Here is a 17,011-nt window from a genome sequence, read left to right on the forward strand (position 1 = left end):
GTGAAGGGGGCAATGTGCAGGTCGAGGGCAAAGTTGCGGTCGTCACCGGGGCGGGAGGCGGCATCGGCGCCGCGATCGCGGGAAGTCTCGTCGCGGCGGGGGCGAAGGTGCTCCTCGCGGACCTCGACGGCGACGCCGTGCAGCGGGTTGCGGCCGGACTCGATCCCGCCGGGGAGGGTTCGGCTCTGGGTGTGCGGGCCGACGTGGCGGACAGCACCGAGATCCGCGCCCTCCTCGACCGCGCGGAGAACGAATTGGGGCCGGTGGCACTGTATTTCGCGAATGCCGGGATCACCGGCGCGCCCGGTCTCGACGCCGACGAATCCGTGTGGGACCGCGCGTTCGACGTGAACGTCCGCGCCCACGTGCGCGCCGCACAGTTGCTCGTGCCGAGATGGCTCGACCGCGGCGAGGGCTATTTCGTGTCCACCGCATCCGCAGCCGGCCTGCTGACGCAGATCGGATCGGCCACCTATTCGGTGACCAAGCACGCGGCCGTCGGGTTCGCGGAATGGCTATCGGTTACCTACGGCGACAAGGGAATTCGTGTGTCGTGCCTGTGTCCCATGGGAGTCGAGACCGCGTTGCTGCGGGAAGGGGAACGATCCGGAACCGGGCTCGGCGACATGGCGACGCGCGCCGTCACCTCCGCAGGGAAGGTCCTCGAGCCGTCCGAGGTGGCGGAGGTCGTCCTCGCCGCGATCGCGGAGGAGCACTTCCTGATCCTGCCGCACCCCGAAGTGCTCGACATGTACCGCTACAAGGGTGCCGACTACGACCGCTGGATCGCCGGGATGCGACGGTTCCAGGCGAAGCTCGCGGACGGCTGAGCGGCGCCCGCGCAGAAAATCGGTCGCGACTTGTCGGTGTCGTCGGGCAGACTGGGCGGCACACGACGGTCAGGGGAGGACCGATGGTCGATGCCATAGTCGCAGAAGGATTGATCAAGACATACGGGAAGGTCACCGCGCTCGACGGCGTCGACCTCCGGGTCCCGGAGGGCACGGTGACCGCGCTGCTCGGACCGAACGGGGCGGGCAAGACCACCACCGTGCGGGTGCTGACCACGCTGCTGGTGCCGGACGCCGGTCGTGCCCAGGTCGCCGGCTACGACGTCGTCGCCGATGCCCGCACCCTGCGCTCGCACATCGGGGCGTCCGGGCAGTACGCGGCGGTCGACGAGTACCTGACCGGCTTCGAGAATCTCGAGATGGTGGGCCGGCTCTACCACCTCGGTGCCAAACGCAGCCGGGAACGTGCCCGTGAACTGCTCGAACAGTTCGATCTCGTCGAGGCGGGGGACCGTCCCGTCAAGGGATATTCCGGAGGTATGCGCCGACGCCTCGACCTCGCGGGCGCGCTCGTCGCCGAACCCCCGGTGCTGTTCCTCGACGAGCCCACCACCGGTCTCGATCCGCGTGCTCGGCTCGGGCTGTGGGAGGTGATCGAACAGCTGGTGTCGCGCGGCACGACGCTGCTGCTCACCACGCAGTACATGGAGGAAGCGGAACGGCTCGCCGACGACATCGCCGTGATCGACCACGGCAGGGTGATCGCCGAGGGGACGGCCGACGAACTCAAGAGCCTCGTGGGCAGCGAGCGCATCGAACTGGGGATCCCCGACCAGGCGCACCGCGAGATCGCGGTGCGCGAACTCGCAGCCGTCGCCGCCGGTGAAATCCAGGTCGACGGTGGCGCGGGAACGCTCACGGTCCCGGTCGGGTCGTCCGACGGCGGCGGCGCCGAAGCTCTCGTCGCCGCGCTGGGCAAGCTGTCCGCTGCGGAGGTGCGTGTGGTGGATGTGGCGTTGCGCAAACCGACGCTCGACGACGTGTTTCTCACGCTGACCGGCCACGAGGCCGAGGACGAGAAGGAGGTGGCGCGGTGAACTCGGTGCAGATGGTCGCGTCCGACGGCCTCACCATCGCCAAACGCAACGTCATCAAGATCAAGCGTGTGCCCGACCTGATCGTGTTCACGATCCTCTCGCCGATCATGTTCGTGTTGCTGTTCGCGTACGTGTTCGGCAGCGCCATCGAGATCCCGGGCATGTCGTACCGCGAATTCCTCATCGCGGGCATCTTCACGCAGACCGTGATCTTCGGGTCCACGTGGACCGGTCTGGGAATGGTCGAGGACCTGCAGAAGGGCATCATCGACCGGTTCCGCTCCCTGCCGATGGCTCCGTCCGCCGTGCTCATCGGCCGGACCACGACCGACGTGCTCATCAACGTGGTGAGCCTGGTCGTGATGTCGTTGACCGGTCTCGTGGTGGGCTGGCGCATCAACACGTCACTGGGCGAGGCCGCGGCCGGATATCTGCTGCTGTTGCTGTTCGCCTACGCGTTGTCGTGGGTCATGGCGGTCATCGGTATGTGGATCCGCACGCCGGAGGTGTTCAACAACGCGAGTTTCATGGTGATCTTCCCGTTGTCGTTCATCGCCAACACCTTCGTCGACCCGTCGTCGATGCCGCCGCTGTTGCGCACGATCGCCGAGTGGAATCCGATGTCCGCGCTGACGCAGGCGGTGCGTGAGCTGTTCGGGAACACGAACCCGATGATGCCGACGCCCGACGTGTGGCCGTTGCAGAATCCGATCCTGGCCTCACTGCTGTGGACGGCCCTGATGTTGATCGTGTTCGTGCCCTTGGCGATCCACCGCTACCAGAAGGCCGTCAGCCGCTGAGACGGCCGATCACAGCGGGCTGTCCATCCACGAGTACTCGAGGCCGGCCCAGCCGCCGACGAGGCCGAACGTTCCCAGCAGCCACAGTGTCGTGAGCACGACGACGCCGGTTCCGAGCGCGCCGGCGCCGCGCACGACCCTCGACTGGCGGGAGAACCAGGCCATGAACCGGTCGTAGCGGGTGCGCACGCCGTGCAGGGTCCGATGCGCCCATGCGAACTCCGAGGCGAGGATGCCGAGCCCGGCGAACACGATCAGCCATCCCGGGCCGGGATAGGGGATCGCGACGACGCCGAGGACCAGCACGATCGTTCCGACCATGGCCACCGTGACCCGGTAGGTCGTGTTCAGGGTGGGTCGTGCCGCGATGTGTTCGCGCAGACGATGCAGGCGGTCCATGATCGACGGCGACGAGTCCGGTGACTCGTCCCGTTCACTGTTCACGATCGCTCCGGGCTCCTTCGTGTTCGGTCGCGTCGCTCGTGTGCGGCCGACTCTCCGAGTCCCACTGTACCGACGCCCGCTGGGCGCGGACGGGGGCAGTCGGGGTGCTGCGGCTACGGCTCCTACCGTGAAACTCCTGGTCAGCGGCTCAGCGGTGTCGCGCACACCCTCCCAGCCCTGTACTAGGTTTGCCTTCCCTTATAGACTTTCGCGGTGCTTTCCCGTTCCATCGAGCTCGTCGAGTGCTCGCGGGTGCCGTTCGCCTCGGGCCTCGCCGCTCACGGGGAACGGACCGCGCTCATCGTCGACGGCCGCGACATCTCCTACCGTGAACTCGCCGAGCGGGTCGATGCCGTCGCCCGCCGGCTCGGCTCGACCCGCCGCCTCGTCCTGATCACCGGCGCCAATGCCCTCGACCCGATCGTCGCCTACCTGGCGGCACTGGCATCCGGCCATCCGGTGCTGCTGGTGCCCGGCGGCAACGGCGATGCCCTCGCCGGGATGATCGAGACCTATCGTCCCGACGTCGTGGTCGACGACGGCCGTTTCGACGAACTCGCGCCCGGCACGACCCACGATCTGCATCCGGACCTGGCGCTGTTGCTGAGCACCTCCGGATCCACCGGCTCACCCAAACTGGTACGCCTGTCCCACAACAACGTTCAGGCCAATGCGGAGGCGATCGCCGACTACCTCGGAATCCGGGACACCGACCGCGCCGTCACGACGCTGCCGATGCACTACTGCTACGGGTTGTCGGTGCTGCACAGTCACCTGCTGCGCGGCGCGGGGGTGGTGCTCACCGACCGGTCCGTCACGGAACCGGAATTCTGGGACCTCGTCCGCGACCATCGCGTCAGCGCGCTTGCCGGCGTCCCGTACACGTTCGACCTGCTCGATCGCGTCGGTTTCGCCGACATGGACCTCGAGCACCTGCGCTACGTCACGCAGGCCGGGGGCAGGCTCGATCCCGAGCGCGTACGCGGATACGCCGAGTTGGGGCGGCGCCGCGGCTTCGACTTCTTCGTCATGTACGGGCAGACCGAAGCCACCGCCCGCATGGCGTATCTGCCGCCGGAACTGACGGCGCAGTGTCCGGACACCATCGGCGTCCCGGTTCCCGGCGGCTCGTTTCGCATCGATCCGGTCCCCGAGGGAGAGGACGGGGCCGGTGAACTCGTCTACACCGGACCGAACGTCATGCTCGGCTACGCGACCACACCCGGCGACCTCGCGTCGGGAAGGGTCGTCGACGAACTGCGCACCGGGGACCTGGCCGTGCGTACCGAGGCAGGTCTGTACCGCATCGTCGGACGCCGGTCCCGCTTCGCCAAGTTGTTCGGTCTGCGCATCGATCTGCAGCGGGTCGACGCCGCGCTCGCCGCTCACGGTCTGATCGCGTGCTGCGCCGGCGGCGACGAGCAGCTCATCGTCGCGGTCGTCGGCGCCGACCCGCGGCACGTCCGGGGGCTCGCCGCCCGGGCGGGTGGGCTGCCCGAGTCTGCGGTGCGGGTGGTCCCGGTTGCGGACCTGCCGCGCACCGAGAACGGCAAACCCGACTTCCGTGCCGTTGCCGCCCTCGCCGACCGCGCACCGGACGAACCGCTCGCCGCTGCCGGCCCGGTCGACTTGTCCCGGTTGCGCGCGCTCTACGCGGAGATTCTCGCCACCGACGAGGTCACCGACGACAGCACCTTCGTCGACCTCGGCGGTGACTCGCTCACCTATGTGCGGATGTCGGTGCGGCTCGAGAAGCTCCTGGGGAATCTGCCCGCCGACTGGCACACCACTCCGCTCCGCGAGCTGGCCACCGAGACCCGGCGGCCCCGGCGCGGGTTGCGCACAGTCGAGACGAACGTACTGATCCGTGCGCTGGCAATCGTCTTCATCGTCGGTTCGCATCTGCACCTGTTCGAGCTCGTCGGCGGTGCGCACGTGCTGCTCGCCGCCGCCGGGTACAACTTCGCGCGGTTCAACCTGGCGGGATCGCGCAGCGCCCGGTTCCGGCACACGCTGGCGTCCGTCGCGCGGATCGCTCTGCCCAGCATGGTGTGGATCGGTGGGGTCGTGGCCGTCACCGGGATTCATCCGGTGAGCAGTGTGTTCCTCCTCAACGGTGTGTTCGGTCCCGACGCCTGGACCCGCGAGTGGCGGTACTGGTTCGTCGAGGCGCTGGTGTACATCGTGCTCGCGGTCGCCGTGCTGCTCGCGATCCCGTGGGTCGACGAACGAGAACGTCGCTTCCCGTTCGCGTTTCCGCTGGTGCTCGTGGCGGCGGGGCTGCTCACCCGCTACCAGGTGATCGGACCGGACACCCCGACCAGCCAGATCCTCGCGTCGTACGTGGTGTTCTGGCTGTTCCCGCTCGGCTGGGCGGCGGCACGCGCGACCGCCGTGTGGCAGCGGGTCGTGGTGAGTGCGATCGCGCTCGCGACGGTGCCGGGTTTCTTCCACGACGAGCCCGAGCGAACCGCGCTGGTCCTCGGCGGATTGCTGCTGTTCGTGTGGATTCCGCGTATGTGGTGGCCGGCGTTGCTCGTCCGCCCGATGGAGGTGCTGGCGAGCGCGTCGCTGTTCATCTACCTGACGCACTTCACCGTCTACCCCTACCTGCGGGACATCGACCCGTGGTTCGCGTTCGCGGCGTCGCTGGTGGTCGGGATCGCCTACCAGCAACTGTGGGTCGGCCTGGGGTGGCTGTGGGCCAAGTGGCGATTCCGCTCGTCCGGCACCTCCGCCGATCCCGGCCGGGCACCCGCCGGGCACCCGGCCGAGACAGCGGCCGTCACAGGTACGGACGGGTGATCAGCTCGATCGCGTGACCGGACGGGTCCTTGAAATAGACGCCGCGCCCACCGTGCTCGGTGTTTGTTTCTCCGGGGCGTTGCATGTGCGGGTCGGCCCAGTGCTCGATACCGGCATCGACCAGACGCCGGTATGCGCGGTCGAACAGCTCGTCGTCGATCAGGAACGCGTAGTGCTGCATCTGGATCTCGACCGGCGGCTCGGCGAACTGGAGCAGCACGCCGTCGTCGAGCTGAAGGTTGGTGAACACGCCCCAGGACGGTGCTTCACCGACTTCCAGTAGCTCGCGGAAGAAACGCGCGGACTCCTCGCGGTCGCGGGAGGCGATGATCGTGTGGTTGAAGGTTGCGGGCACAGGTTTGCCCTTTCTGTGGTCGATTCTCGGGGTGGAAGTACATGCGGAACGTGCACGTACTTCGGGGGTCCCCGGATCGACTGCGGGCGGCGATTCGCCGCCCGGCCCGCGGTCAGCGCTCTACCGGATCGCCTATCCGTGTGTGGCGCAATGCCGTCCCGGTGTTCACACGCGGCACTCTACTCCCGTGAAGCCCAGACGGCACCCGAGTCGCGCAGTGGATCGGCACCGTGATCCAACTGCCGCTTCGTGTTTCGCATCGGTAAGGACCCCACTGGCGGTGGACGGCGAACAGAACCGATCGCGGCAGGCGGGTGCCTGCCGCGATCGGGGTTGTTCTCGCTTCAGTAGGTGATGGGCGCAGGCTGCCAGGTGGACACCGCCCAGATGACGACGATGTCCAGCGCGATGATCAGGACCGACCACCACGGGTAGTACGGCAACCACATGAAATTCACCAGGATCGACAGTGCCGCGAGAATGATCGCGGCCATGCGCGCCCAGGTCGCTCCCGTCAGCAGGACGAGGCCCACGACGATGATCACCACTCCGAACACGATGTGGATCCAGCCCCACGTCGTGAAGTCGAACTTGAACGTGTACTCCACGCCCACCACGAACAACTCGTTCTCGGCGACCGCGGCGATGCCCTGCAAGAGTTGCAGGATGCCGACGGTCATGAGAATGACGGCTGCCGCGATGGACGTTCCCGCAGCAACTTTCTGTTTGGTGCTTCCCCGATCGACGGGCACATCATCGGACACGGCAGTCACCTTCCAGTCGACTGTGCTTCCCGGAACGCTATTGTGCGCGCCGAGCCGGTCGTCACGGTGCGGTTTCTGTGATCTTCATCCGTTTCCGGGCGTGCGCCCGTGCGTTCACGGCAGGAGTCGGTCCAGGAAGCTGTTGCTGAACACGCGATGCGGATCGAGCCGGTTGAACACCTGCCGTGCCGAATCCCAGTTCTCGTGCGCCGGGACGCCCTGCCGGTAGGTGTCGGGAAGCGCCCCGGCGAGAATCGAATCGTCGGTGTACGGACGCTCGCGCCCGAACGCCCAGCCCTTCGACCATTCGGGACGGAAGGTGGAATCGCCACCGGCGAAACGCTGCCGCATCCACTGCTCCATCTCACGGTAGAACGCGAACATGCCGGGGGTGCCCGGGACACCGAGCACGTTCAGCCAGATGGCGGTGTCCCACTCGGGGTGGTCGGGGCGCGGCCGCATCGCCGAGATCGTCGGTGGGCCCGCCGACGGGACCCGCACGTCGTCGGGCTGATCGAGCCCACAGCAACGGATTTCGACAGGCCCGTTGAGCGGGTACTGCCCCAGCGACCGGTAGTGCTCGATCCGCTCGTGGAACCAGTGGGTGAAGTCGTGGATCACGTTGGCGATGTTCGCGCGGCTGGTGAGCACCGCGCCACCGCCCTCGGTCAGCCGGAGCGTGGTGGCCTTGATGTAGAACTGCAGGTCCTTCGACCAGCCCCAGATGTCGCTCGCGTTCGACGCGGCGAGCCCCGCGACCGTCACGCCGTAGTAGGCCTGCCCGAACGCCGGTGCGATGGAAGTGTTTCCGGCGGTGATCTGCCCGAGCATGTCGGTGATCGGCTCGGGGACGTTGTCGGAGAACGGATAGTTGTACGGCCCGAAGACCTCGCGGGATTCGGCGGGCTTCTCGGGGGTGATCGACCACACCTTCATCCACGGCTTGTCCGTGAACGGATACCAGATGGCCTCCGCGCGGCCGTCGCTGCGAATGAACGATTCGAACGTGCGGCCGTCGGCGCCGGCCGGCGCGAACAGTTCCCGCCAGTTGATGTCGGTGTAGCTGCGGCAGCGCATCCGCGTGTTCGGACCGGCCTGCATCGTCACTGAGGTGACGAAGGTGCGGCCGAGATTGGTGAGCAGCGCGGTGATGTCGGAGTCGGAGCGGCGGAATGTACGCAGACCGTATTCGCTGCCGGTCCACACCACCGCGGTCATCTCCGTGACCAGGTTGCTCAGCGAGCCGAACGTGTGGCCCGGCACCGGTTCCTCACCGTCGGCGGGGAGCGCGGCTCCGTGCGCGTCGACGGCGAGCGACCCGGCGATCGAAAGAACCCCCGGCGCGGGAAGATTCGCCCATCCCAGCCCGTGCTCCTGGAGTGCGGTGGTGATCGCGTCGAGAGTGGCTCCGGCGCCGGCGGTCACCGTGGCGGGGTCACCGCCCGGCTGCACGCTCACCCCGTTCAGATGAACCATGGTGTCCGCGAGGATCACCCGGTCCACCGACGCCCCGTGGGCGACGGTCAGCGGCGTCCAGCCGTGCATCGCGCCGCGCGGCCGGATCGTGTAGCCGTTCGCGTGTGCCCAGTTGGCCAAGCGGACAACGTCTTCCGGGCTCGTCGGCGTGCAGGTCCAGACGGCGTCGAGCATGATCTCCTTGGACCAGTTCTGATACGCCTGCTGGAACAGCGGGATGCCCTCGGGGAACTGCGGGGGAGCGGGCAGGGTGGCGCCCGACGATCCGAACGGCACAGCATGGGCCGGAGCCCAGCCACCCAGGGCGGTGGCAGCGAGGGCGCCTGCCCCGGCGGCGAGGAAACCCCGCCGGGACAGACGCAGCGACTCGTCACGAATCGTCATGCAGGATCCGCTTTCTCGAGGGGAAAAGGAGATCGAACAGGAGGTTATGCGATGGTGAGAACCACGTCGGCGAGTGCCGGAGCGAGATCGCGTTCGACGACGGCCGCGGTGATCAGCAGTCGATCGCCGTCGCGCCAGATCCGGACGCGCAGCGTCTCGCCCGGGAAGACCACGCCGGCGAACCGTGCCCGGAAACCCTTGACGCGGGCGGCATCACCGTCGAGGACGGCGTCGGTCGCCGCCTTGCACACGATGCCGTAGGTGCACAGGCCGTGCAGGATCGGCGCGGGGAAGCCCGCGCCCTTCGCGAACTCCGGATCCGAGTGCAGGGGATTGCGGTCGCCGCACAGGCGGTACAGCAGCGCCTGCTGCGGCAGCGTCGGGACGTCCACCTCGACATCCGGTTCGCGGTCCGGCAGCTCGACGGACTCCGACGGTCCACGCTCGCCACCGAAACCGCCCTCGCCGCGCGCGAAGATCGACGACCGTGCGGTCCACAGCGGGTTGCCGTCGGGATCCACCGTGGTCGATTCCTGCACGATCACCGCGGCCTTGCCCTTGTCCCACACCTCGGCGATGCGAGTGGTGGTGCGGCCCTTGCCGTCGGCCGGGATCGGCCCGTGCACGACGACCTCCTGGCTGCCGTGCACGACCTTCGCCAGGTCGATCTCGACGCCGGGGAACGACACCTTCGGCGGTTCCACGGCGTGGAAGGTCGCGGCGACGGTCGCGAACGTCGGCAGCACCTGCGACCGGCCGTCGCTGAGGTAGCGCAGTTCGGCCGGGTCGGTGGGGCGGGAGCCTGCGCCGATTCCCAGGTTGTAGAGCTGAACCTCGCTGCTGGTCCAGGAGAAATCCTGGGAGGGCAGTTCGGCGCCGATCGCGACGGAGGGGTCGATGGGCACGCGGGATCCTTTCTGACCGGCCGCTCTCTCGAGCGGCGATGTTGGCGGGGCGCTTCCGGCCTCGGCCGCAGACTAGTGCTGTTCCGCCGTCTCGGCTGCGGGTTCTCCCGTTGACCGGGTTCCCTCGCCCAGGATGTCGAGGACCGCGAGGTAGGCGAACGTCATCGCGGGACCGATGGTCGCGCCGGGGCCCGCGTAGGTGTGGCCCATGACAGGGGCGCTGACGTTGCCGGCCGCGTAGAGGCCCTCGACGACTGTGCCGTCCTCGCGGAGCACGCGAGCGTCGACATCGGTGACGAGTCCGCCCTTGGTGCCGAGGTCGCCGGGCACCACCTTGAACGCGTAGAACGGGGCCTTGGCGATGACGCCGAGGCTCGGGTTCGGCTTGTTCAGCGGGTCACCGTAGTAGTGGTCGTACTGTGATTCGCCGCGACCGAAGTCCTCGTCCTTGCCACTGCGGGCGAAACCGTTGAACCGCTCGACGGTCTCGGTGAGTGCCGCGGCGGGCACACCGATCTTCTCTGCGAGTTCGCTGACGGACCCCGCCTTCACCAGCACACCGGCCTTCAGCCAGCGACCGGGGAAGGGTGTGCGCGGGGTGATGCCGGCGAAGGTGTAGCGGTCGCGGTAGCGCTGGTCGAGGATCAGCCACGCCGGGATGTTCTCGCCGGGACCCTCGCCGCGGCCGTGGGTTCCGCCGTACATCGCGTGCGTCGCCTCGACGTACGGCGCGGATTCGTTGGCGAAGCGCTTGCCGGAGCTGTTGACCATGATGCAGCCGGGCAGGCTGCGCTCGGACAGCGCGAACCAGGGCCCGCCGGTCAGCGGGAAGGACGGACCCCACCACGCGTCGTCCATGAAGTCCACGGCGCCCCCGACGGCCTGGCCGGCGCGGATGCCGTCACCGGTGTTGGCCTTGGCGCCGACGGTCCATTCCGTCCCGATCGGGGCACGCTGGTACTTCTTGCGCATCTCGTCGTTGTGCTCGAAGCCGCCGCAGGCGAGGATGACGCCCTTGCGGGCGTGGATGATCCGCTCCTCGCCGTCCGAGACGACCTTGACGCCGCGCACGGCACCGTCCTCGACGACGAGGTCGGTGAGGGCGGTGTTGAGCAGCAGGGGAACGTTCGCGTCGCGGAGGCCGATGCGCAGACCCGCCATGAGTGCCTGACCGCGGACCAGCAGGTGCTTGCGGGTGAGGTTCGCCCACACGAAGCGCGCGCCGACCCGCATGGCGCGCAGCGGTCCGCGCGGGTTGCGCATCAGCAGGTTCAGCCACTTGTAGTCGGCCTGGGTGATGACGAAGTTCTTCGGGGCCCGCGCGTAGTCCGGTTCGAGCGTGGCGAGATCCGCGCCGAGGCGACGTCCGTCGAACGGGCTGGGCTCGACGGAGCGGCCACCGGCGCGCCCGCCCGGGGCCTCCGGGTAGTAGTCGGAATATCCGGGGACCCACTGCAATTCGAGTGCGCTGTGCTTCTGGACGAAGGACAGCATCTCGGGGCCGCGGTCGATGTAGGTGTCGATCTTCTCGGCGGGCACCACGTCGCCGATGATGCTGTGCAGGTAGGTGCGTGCGGCCTCGGGGGTGTCCTCGACACCGGCCGCCTTCAGTGCGTCGTTGTTGGGGATCCACACGCCGCCGCCGGAGCGGGCGCTCGAGCCGCCGTAGCAGGCGGCCTTCTCGATCACGACGACGCTCGCGCCCTTGGTGGCGGCGGTGATCGCGGCGGTCATTCCGCCGGCGCCACTGCCGACGACGACGATGTCGTACTCCTGCTCACTCATGTAGAACACGTTATAGAATTGGTTCTGCCGAGTCCATCCTTTCCGCCCAGATTGTCTGTGCGGAGAGGGGAGATCGCGCCGGTGATCCGACTCGAGACATGTTCCACAAACGACCGACGGGACCCGTCGTCCGGGCGGGCCGGACGACGGGTCCCGTCGTCGTGGACCGCGACTACCGGGGCACGGTCAGTGAACCGTCGAGCACGGCCTGCTCGATGCTCGCGCGCAGGTTCGGGCAGCCCTCGCGCGGGCCGCCCGCGCGGTCGGCGTCCCGGAAGACCGGGCACGTCTCCTTCGGATCGGACTGCCACTGGATGCTCGTTTGCCGGAAGCTGTTCTTGCGCACCAGGACACACGTGCCACAGCTCCGGCATTCGATCTCGCTCATGCCCGAGTCGAGGTAGTTGATCTTGTCGATGGCGGTCTGGGCGGCGATCGCCTCGACCCGGTCCGGCTGATCCGCGAAACTCGGAGACTTCGCCCACTTGCTCTTTCGGGTCGAGGCGCTCATCGTCAGACCTCCGCGTCCTGCTTCTTCTCCGCTTCGGCGGCCTTGCGGGCCATGTTCTCGGCGACCTCCGCCTCCCAGGCCTCGTTGGCCTTGGTGGTGTCGACCTCGAATTCGAAACGCTGGGTCATCTTCTCGGTGACGTCGGCGACGTCGACGTAGAACTGTTCGTACCAGCGGCGCAGCTGGTAGACCGGACCGTCCTCCTCGCAGAGCAGCGGATTCTCGATCTTGGTCTTGTTCTTCCAGATCTCGACGTCCTGCAGGAAGCCTTCCCCGATGCCCTCGGTGAACTTGGCCGCCATCCTGTCCGACTGCTCGTCGGTCATGCCCGTCGGCTTCTTGACGATGATGCCGTACTGCAGCATGAACGAGTCCTGCGTGATCGGGTAGTGGCAGTTGATCAGCACCGATTCGACCTTGTAGCCGCCGTAGCTGTTGGTCATCGGGTTGATCATGTAGGACGGGCCGTAGTACGCCGCGTACGACTCGAGGGTCGACTCCAGGCCGTACTGGGTGGACATGCCCTTGTCCGGGCGGCCGCGGGTGTTGAGGAACTGCTCCGCGATGTGCCCTTCGAAGACGTTCTTGAAGAATGTCGGGAAGGCGTAGTGAATGTAGAAGAAGTGCGCCATGTCCACGACGTTGTCGATGATCTCACGGCAGTTGGAACCCTCGATGAGGATCTGGTTCCAGGTCCAGTCGGTCCACTCGTCGCTGCCGTACTGCTCGATCTCCGGGAGCGTGATCTCCGGCGGCGGCGGGTTGCCCTCGGGGTCGTTCCAGACGAAGAGCTGGCCGTGCTTCTCGGTGGTGATCCACGCGCGGGTGCGGGCGAGCGGCGGAACGCGGCGGGCGTAGGGGATGTCGGCGCACTTGCCGCTGCCGTTCCAGCGCCAGTCGTGGAACGGGCACGCGATGTCGTCGCCCTTGATCTCTCCCTGCGACAGGTCGCCGCCCATGTGGCGGCAGTAGGCGTCGAGAACCTTGAGATCACCGTTGGTGTCGGCCCAGACGACGAGTTTGGTGCCGAACGCCTGCACGGAGTGGGGCTTGCCGTCCCTGAACGTCTTGCTCAGGCCGAGGCAGTGCCAGCCTCGTGCGTACCGAGTCCGGGCTTCTCCGACGTCGATCTCGCGAATCGGTGCCATGTCCCCTCACTTCCCTTCGGATTTCTACTAGAACACGTTATAGAAGTTCGTACCGATCCGGAAGTGATCGGAGACTTTGGTCCCTACGAAACCGGACCGACCTGCGGTGGGGCGCGACCCTCGACAGAAATAAGAACGTGTTCTAGTCTCGATTCAAGCGATCAATTCGGAGCAGACGGGAGCGTCCAGTGGGCGACCACGACAGCCACGAGGTACTGCAGCGCATCGACGCGCTGCTCCCTTCCTTCCGGGAACGTGCGCAGGAGACCGAGGACCTCCGCCGCATCCCCGACGACTCGATCAAGGCGCTGCAGGAGGCCGGCTTCTTCAAACTCGTCCAGCCGTCCCAGTGGGGCGGATACGAGTGCGATCCGGTCACCTTCTACGCCGCGGTCCGCAATATCGCGAGCGCGTGCGGCTCCACCGGATGGGTCGCCGGCATCATCGGCATCCACAACTGGCACCTGGCCCTGTTCTCCCAGCAGGCGCAGGAGGACGTGTGGGGCGAGGATCCCGACGTGCGCATCTCCTCGTCGTACGCGCCCATGGGCGCCGGCCAGGTCGTCGACGGGGGATACAAGGTCAACGGTGCCTGGGCATGGTCGTCGGGCTGCGACCACGCGACCTGGGTCGTCGTGGGAGGCCCGGTCATCAAGGACGGCCGCCCAGTGGACTTCGGCAGCTTCCTCATCCCGCGCGCGGAGTACGAGATCGACGACGTGTGGAACGTCGTCGGCCTGCGCGGCACCGGCTCGAACACGATCGTCGTCAAGGACGTCTTCGTCCCACGGCACCGCTTCCTCAGCTTCAAGACCATGAACGATCTGGCGTCGCCGGGTCTCGAGGTCAACACCGCTCCGGTCTACAAGATGCCGTGGGGCACCATCCATCCGACGACGATCTCCGCCCCCATCGTGGGAATGGCTTACGGCGCCTACGACGCCCACGTCGAGCACCAGGGCAAGCGAGTGCGCGCCGCCTACGCCGGCGAGAAGGCCAAGGACGATCCGTTCTCGAAGGTCCGCATCGCCGAGGCCTCCAGCGACATCGACGCCGCATGGCGTCAGCTCTCCGGCAACGTCGCCGACGAGTACGCATACCTGCTGGCGGGCAAGGAAGTTCCGATCGAGCTGCGTCTGCGCGCTCGCCGCGATCAGGTGCGGGCCACCGGTCGCGCGATCGCGTCGATCGACCTGTTGTTCGAGAACTCCGGAGCGACCGCTCTCGCGAACGGCACTCCGATCCAGCGCTTCTGGCGTGACGCCCACGCCGGCCGGGTGCACGCGGCGAACGACGCCGAGCGCGCGTACGTCATGTTCGGTGGCGCCGAATTCGGTCTGCCGCTCACGGACACGATGGTCTAGGGGAGGCGATCGATGACGACGACCGAAGAACTCACCTACGAATCCACGTCCCGCTTCGCGCAGGTCCGCCCGGACCTGAAGCTGCACTACCACGAGGCGGGCGTCGGCAACGGCCCGACGATCGTGCTCCTGCACGGCGGCGGCCCGGGCGCGTCCTCGTGGTCGAACTTCTCCAAGAACATCCCGGTCCTGGCGCAGCGGTTCCACGTGCTCGCGGTGGACCAGCCGGGCTACGGCAAGTCCGACAAGCCCACCGAGCACCCGCAGTACTTCGTGCACAGCGCCTCCGCGCTGAAGGATCTGCTCGACACGCTCGGCATCACCGGACGTGTTCACCTGCTCGGTAATTCGCTCGGCGGTGGCGCCGCGGTGCGTTTCGCGCTGGACTACCCGGACCGTGCCGGACGGCTCGTGCTGATGGGGCCGGGCGGTCTGAGCGTCAACCTGTTCGCCCCGGACCCGACCGAGGGCGTGAAGAACCTCGGCAAGTTCAGCTACGAGCCGACCCGCGAGAATCTCGAAGCGTTCCTGCGGATCATGGTGTTCGACCAGTCGCTGATCACCCCCGAACTGATCGAGGAGCGGTTCGCCGCGGCGAGCACCCCCGAATCCCTGGCCGCCGCGAAAGCGATGGGCAAGTCCTTCTCCAGCAGTGAATTCGAGAAGGGCATGCTCTGGCGCGACGCCTACAAGCTGCGGCAGCGCGTGCTCCTCATCTGGGGTCGCGAGGATCGCGTCAACCCGCTCGACGGCGCGCTCGTGGCGCTGAAGATGATCCCGCGCGCGCAACTGCACGTGTTCGGCGGCTGCGGCCACTGGGCGCAGCTCGAGAAGTTCGACGAGTTCAACAGGCTCGCAGCCGACTTCCTGCTCGACGGAGGAAACTGATGAGCATCCGCGCACTGGCGTACCTGCGCATCGAGGCCACCGACATGGCGGCCTGGCGCGACTACGGACTCAAGGTCCTCGGCATGGTCGAGGGCAAGGGCGCCGACCCCGACGCGCTCTACCTGCGGATGGACGACTACCCCGCTCGTCTTGTCATCGTTCCGGGCGAGCGCGACGGGCTCTACTCCTCCGGTTGGGAGTGCGCCAATGCCGAAGGCCTGCAGGAGATCCGCGAGCGACTGGCCAAGGCGGACTGGGCGTTCGAGGAGGGCACCAAGGAGGAGGCCGCCGAGCGTAACGTCGTCGAGTTCATCAAGTGCCGCGACGCCTCCGGGTCGCGACTGGAGATCTTCCACACCGTGGCGCTGCAGCATCGGCGCATCGTGAGCCCGTACGGCCACAAGTTCGTCACCGGCGAGCAGGGCCTCGGGCACGTCGTGCTCGCCACCAAGGACGACGCGGCGGACCTTGAGTTCTACCGGGATGTGCTCGGCTTCAAGTTGCGTGACTCGATGCGCCTGCCCCCGCAGGTCGTCGGGCGGCCCGCGGACGGCGAACCGGCCTGGCTGCGTTTCCTCGGCTGCAATCCGCGCCACCACAGCCTGGCGTTCGCGCCGCTGCCGAACCCCACCGGGATCGTGCACCTGATGGTGGAGGTCGAGAACTCCGACGACGTCGGGTTGTGCCTCGACCGGGCGCTGCGCAAGAAGGTCAAGTTGTCCGCCACCCTCGGCCGGCACGTCAACGACCTGATGTTGTCCTTCTACATGAAGACCCCGGGCGGCTTCGACGTCGAATACGGTTGCGAGGGATTGGAAGTCGAGGACGACAAGTGGATCGCCCGGGAGAGCACCGCGGTGAGCCTGTGGGGCCACGACTTCTCGGTGGGATTCAAGTAATGTCCGGCAGCGAAACCGAATCCGGCGCGGGTGTCGACCCGCGCCGGTTCCGGAACGTCCTCGGGCAGTTCTGCACCGGCGTCACCATCATCACCACCGTGGACGACGGCGCTCCGGTCGGCTTCGCGTGCCAGTCGTTCGCGGCGCTGTCGCTCGAACCGCCGCTGGTGCTGTTCTGTCCCACCAAGGCCTCGCGGTCCTGGGCGGCGATCGAACGGTCCGGTCGCTTCTGCGTCAACGTGCTCGCCGAGGAACAGCAGGACACGTGCGCCCGCTTCGGATCTCGCGAACCCGACAAGTTCGCCGGAATCGATTGGACGCCTTCGCCGCTGGGCTCACCGATCCTCACCGGCTCGCTCGCCCACATCGACTGCACCGTCGAGACCGTGCACGACGGGGGAGACCACTGGGTGGTGTTCGGACGCGTGGCCTCGCTGAGCGAGGTGCGCGACGAGAAGGAGCGTCCTCTGCTGTTCTACCGCGGTCAGTACACCGGTATCGAACCGGACAAGACGGTGCCCGCACCCTGGCGCGACGACCTCGAGGCGTTTCTCACGAGCGTCACCGAGGACACCTGGCTGTAGTCGTCCCGCCC

16 protein-coding genes are annotated in these 17,011 nt (G+C 67.5%); 8 read left to right on the forward strand and 8 right to left on the reverse strand.

Features of this window, described 5'->3' with window-relative positions; genetic code table 11:
- Window positions 1-14 precede the first annotated feature (14 nt).
- From ACWDTS_RS17060 to ACWDTS_RS17070, 3 genes are all read left to right on the forward strand, one after another.
- Window positions 15-830, forward strand: coding sequence for an SDR family oxidoreductase (locus tag ACWDTS_RS17060; RefSeq protein WP_450118672.1), 816 nt, complete (start codon window positions 15-17; stop codon window positions 828-830).
- Between the two features lie 83 nt (window positions 831-913).
- Window positions 914-1,888 carry an ATP-binding cassette domain-containing protein gene (locus tag ACWDTS_RS17065; RefSeq protein ID WP_450118661.1) on the forward strand — a complete coding sequence of 325 codons (975 nt, stop codon included), beginning with the start codon at window positions 914-916 and terminating at the stop codon, window positions 1,886-1,888.
- Window positions 1,885-2,688 (forward strand): ABC transporter permease, encoded by an 804-nt coding sequence (locus tag ACWDTS_RS17070; RefSeq protein WP_248676158.1) that lies wholly within the window; start codon window positions 1,885-1,887, stop codon window positions 2,686-2,688. Before ACWDTS_RS17065 ends, ACWDTS_RS17070 begins: the two co-directional genes overlap by 4 nt.
- A 9-nt stretch (window positions 2,689-2,697) precedes the next feature.
- On the opposite strand, the gene ACWDTS_RS17075 is transcribed toward ACWDTS_RS17070, so the two are convergent.
- Window positions 2,698-3,087: a TIGR02611 family protein gene (locus ACWDTS_RS17075; protein ID WP_248676169.1), complete on the reverse strand. Its 390-nt coding sequence runs from the start codon at window positions 3,085-3,087 to the stop codon at window positions 2,698-2,700.
- Window positions 3,088-3,345: 258 nt separating this feature from the next.
- On the opposite strand from ACWDTS_RS17075, the gene ACWDTS_RS17080 reads away from it, so the two are divergent.
- On the forward strand, window positions 3,346-5,937 hold the full coding sequence (locus ACWDTS_RS17080) for an AMP-binding protein (protein WP_450118662.1): 2,592 nt from the start codon (window positions 3,346-3,348) through the stop codon (window positions 5,935-5,937).
- Here ACWDTS_RS17080 and ACWDTS_RS17085 read toward each other — a convergent pair.
- The 7 genes from ACWDTS_RS17085 to ACWDTS_RS17115 all read right to left on the reverse strand — a co-directional run bounded on the left by ACWDTS_RS17085 (window position 5,918) and on the right by ACWDTS_RS17115 (window position 13,265).
- Entirely contained in the window at window positions 5,918-6,292 is a 375-nt protein-coding gene (locus ACWDTS_RS17085) for a VOC family protein (RefSeq protein ID WP_450109584.1), read from the reverse strand. The genes ACWDTS_RS17080 and ACWDTS_RS17085 overlap by 20 nt on opposite strands.
- 344 nt (window positions 6,293-6,636) lie before the next feature.
- Window positions 6,637-7,056, reverse strand: a complete 420-nt coding sequence (locus ACWDTS_RS17090) for a DUF7144 family membrane protein (RefSeq protein ID WP_450109585.1) — start codon at window positions 7,054-7,056, stop codon at window positions 6,637-6,639.
- A 114-nt stretch (window positions 7,057-7,170) separates the two neighbouring features.
- On the reverse strand, window positions 7,171-8,916 hold the full coding sequence (locus ACWDTS_RS17095; protein WP_450109586.1) for a cholesterol oxidase substrate-binding domain-containing protein: 1,746 nt from the start codon (window positions 8,914-8,916) through the stop codon (window positions 7,171-7,173).
- 44 nt (window positions 8,917-8,960) lie between these two features.
- Window positions 8,961-9,821, reverse strand: a complete 861-nt coding sequence (locus tag ACWDTS_RS17100; protein ID WP_450118663.1) for a MaoC/PaaZ C-terminal domain-containing protein — start codon at window positions 9,819-9,821, stop codon at window positions 8,961-8,963.
- A 72-nt stretch (window positions 9,822-9,893) separates the two neighbouring features.
- A complete protein-coding gene (gene kstD / locus ACWDTS_RS17105) occupies window positions 9,894-11,606 on the reverse strand; it encodes a 3-oxosteroid 1-dehydrogenase (protein ID WP_450118664.1) in 1,713 nt (570 codons plus the stop codon).
- A 172-nt stretch (window positions 11,607-11,778) separates the two neighbouring features.
- Window positions 11,779-12,117 carry a hypothetical protein gene (locus ACWDTS_RS17110; RefSeq protein ID WP_248676163.1) on the reverse strand — a complete coding sequence of 113 codons (339 nt, stop codon included), beginning with the start codon at window positions 12,115-12,117 and terminating at the stop codon, window positions 11,779-11,781.
- A 2-nt stretch (window positions 12,118-12,119) separates the two neighbouring features.
- Window positions 12,120-13,265, reverse strand: a complete 1,146-nt coding sequence (locus ACWDTS_RS17115; protein WP_197251655.1) for a Rieske 2Fe-2S domain-containing protein — start codon at window positions 13,263-13,265, stop codon at window positions 12,120-12,122.
- A gap of 188 nt (window positions 13,266-13,453) precedes the next feature.
- Between ACWDTS_RS17115 and hsaA the strand changes: the two genes are divergently transcribed.
- Genes hsaA through hsaB form a run of 4 tightly spaced genes read left to right on the forward strand, consistent with a single transcriptional unit; the run spans window position 13,454 to window position 17,000 of the window.
- Window positions 13,454-14,629 carry a 3-hydroxy-9,10-secoandrosta-1,3,5(10)-triene-9,17-dione monooxygenase oxygenase subunit gene (hsaA, locus tag ACWDTS_RS17120; RefSeq protein ID WP_450109589.1) on the forward strand — a complete coding sequence of 392 codons (1,176 nt, stop codon included), beginning with the start codon at window positions 13,454-13,456 and terminating at the stop codon, window positions 14,627-14,629.
- A 12-nt stretch (window positions 14,630-14,641) separates the two neighbouring features.
- Complete coding sequence (gene hsaD / locus ACWDTS_RS17125) at window positions 14,642-15,517, forward strand: 4,5:9,10-diseco-3-hydroxy-5,9,17-trioxoandrosta-1(10),2-diene-4-oate hydrolase (protein ID WP_248676164.1); 876 nt, start codon at window positions 14,642-14,644, stop codon at window positions 15,515-15,517.
- Window positions 15,517-16,416 carry an iron-dependent extradiol dioxygenase HsaC gene (gene hsaC, locus ACWDTS_RS17130; RefSeq protein WP_248676165.1) on the forward strand — a complete coding sequence of 300 codons (900 nt, stop codon included), beginning with the start codon at window positions 15,517-15,519 and terminating at the stop codon, window positions 16,414-16,416. The genes hsaD and hsaC overlap by 1 nt, the downstream gene beginning before the upstream one ends.
- Window positions 16,416-17,000, forward strand: a complete 585-nt coding sequence (gene hsaB, locus ACWDTS_RS17135; protein WP_248676166.1) for a 3-hydroxy-9,10-secoandrosta-1,3,5(10)-triene-9,17-dione monooxygenase reductase subunit — start codon at window positions 16,416-16,418, stop codon at window positions 16,998-17,000. The genes hsaC and hsaB overlap by 1 nt, the downstream gene beginning before the upstream one ends.
- The last annotated feature ends 11 nt before the right edge of the window (window positions 17,001-17,011 follow it).

This window comes from Rhodococcus sp. NPDC003383 (assembly GCF_053589115.1).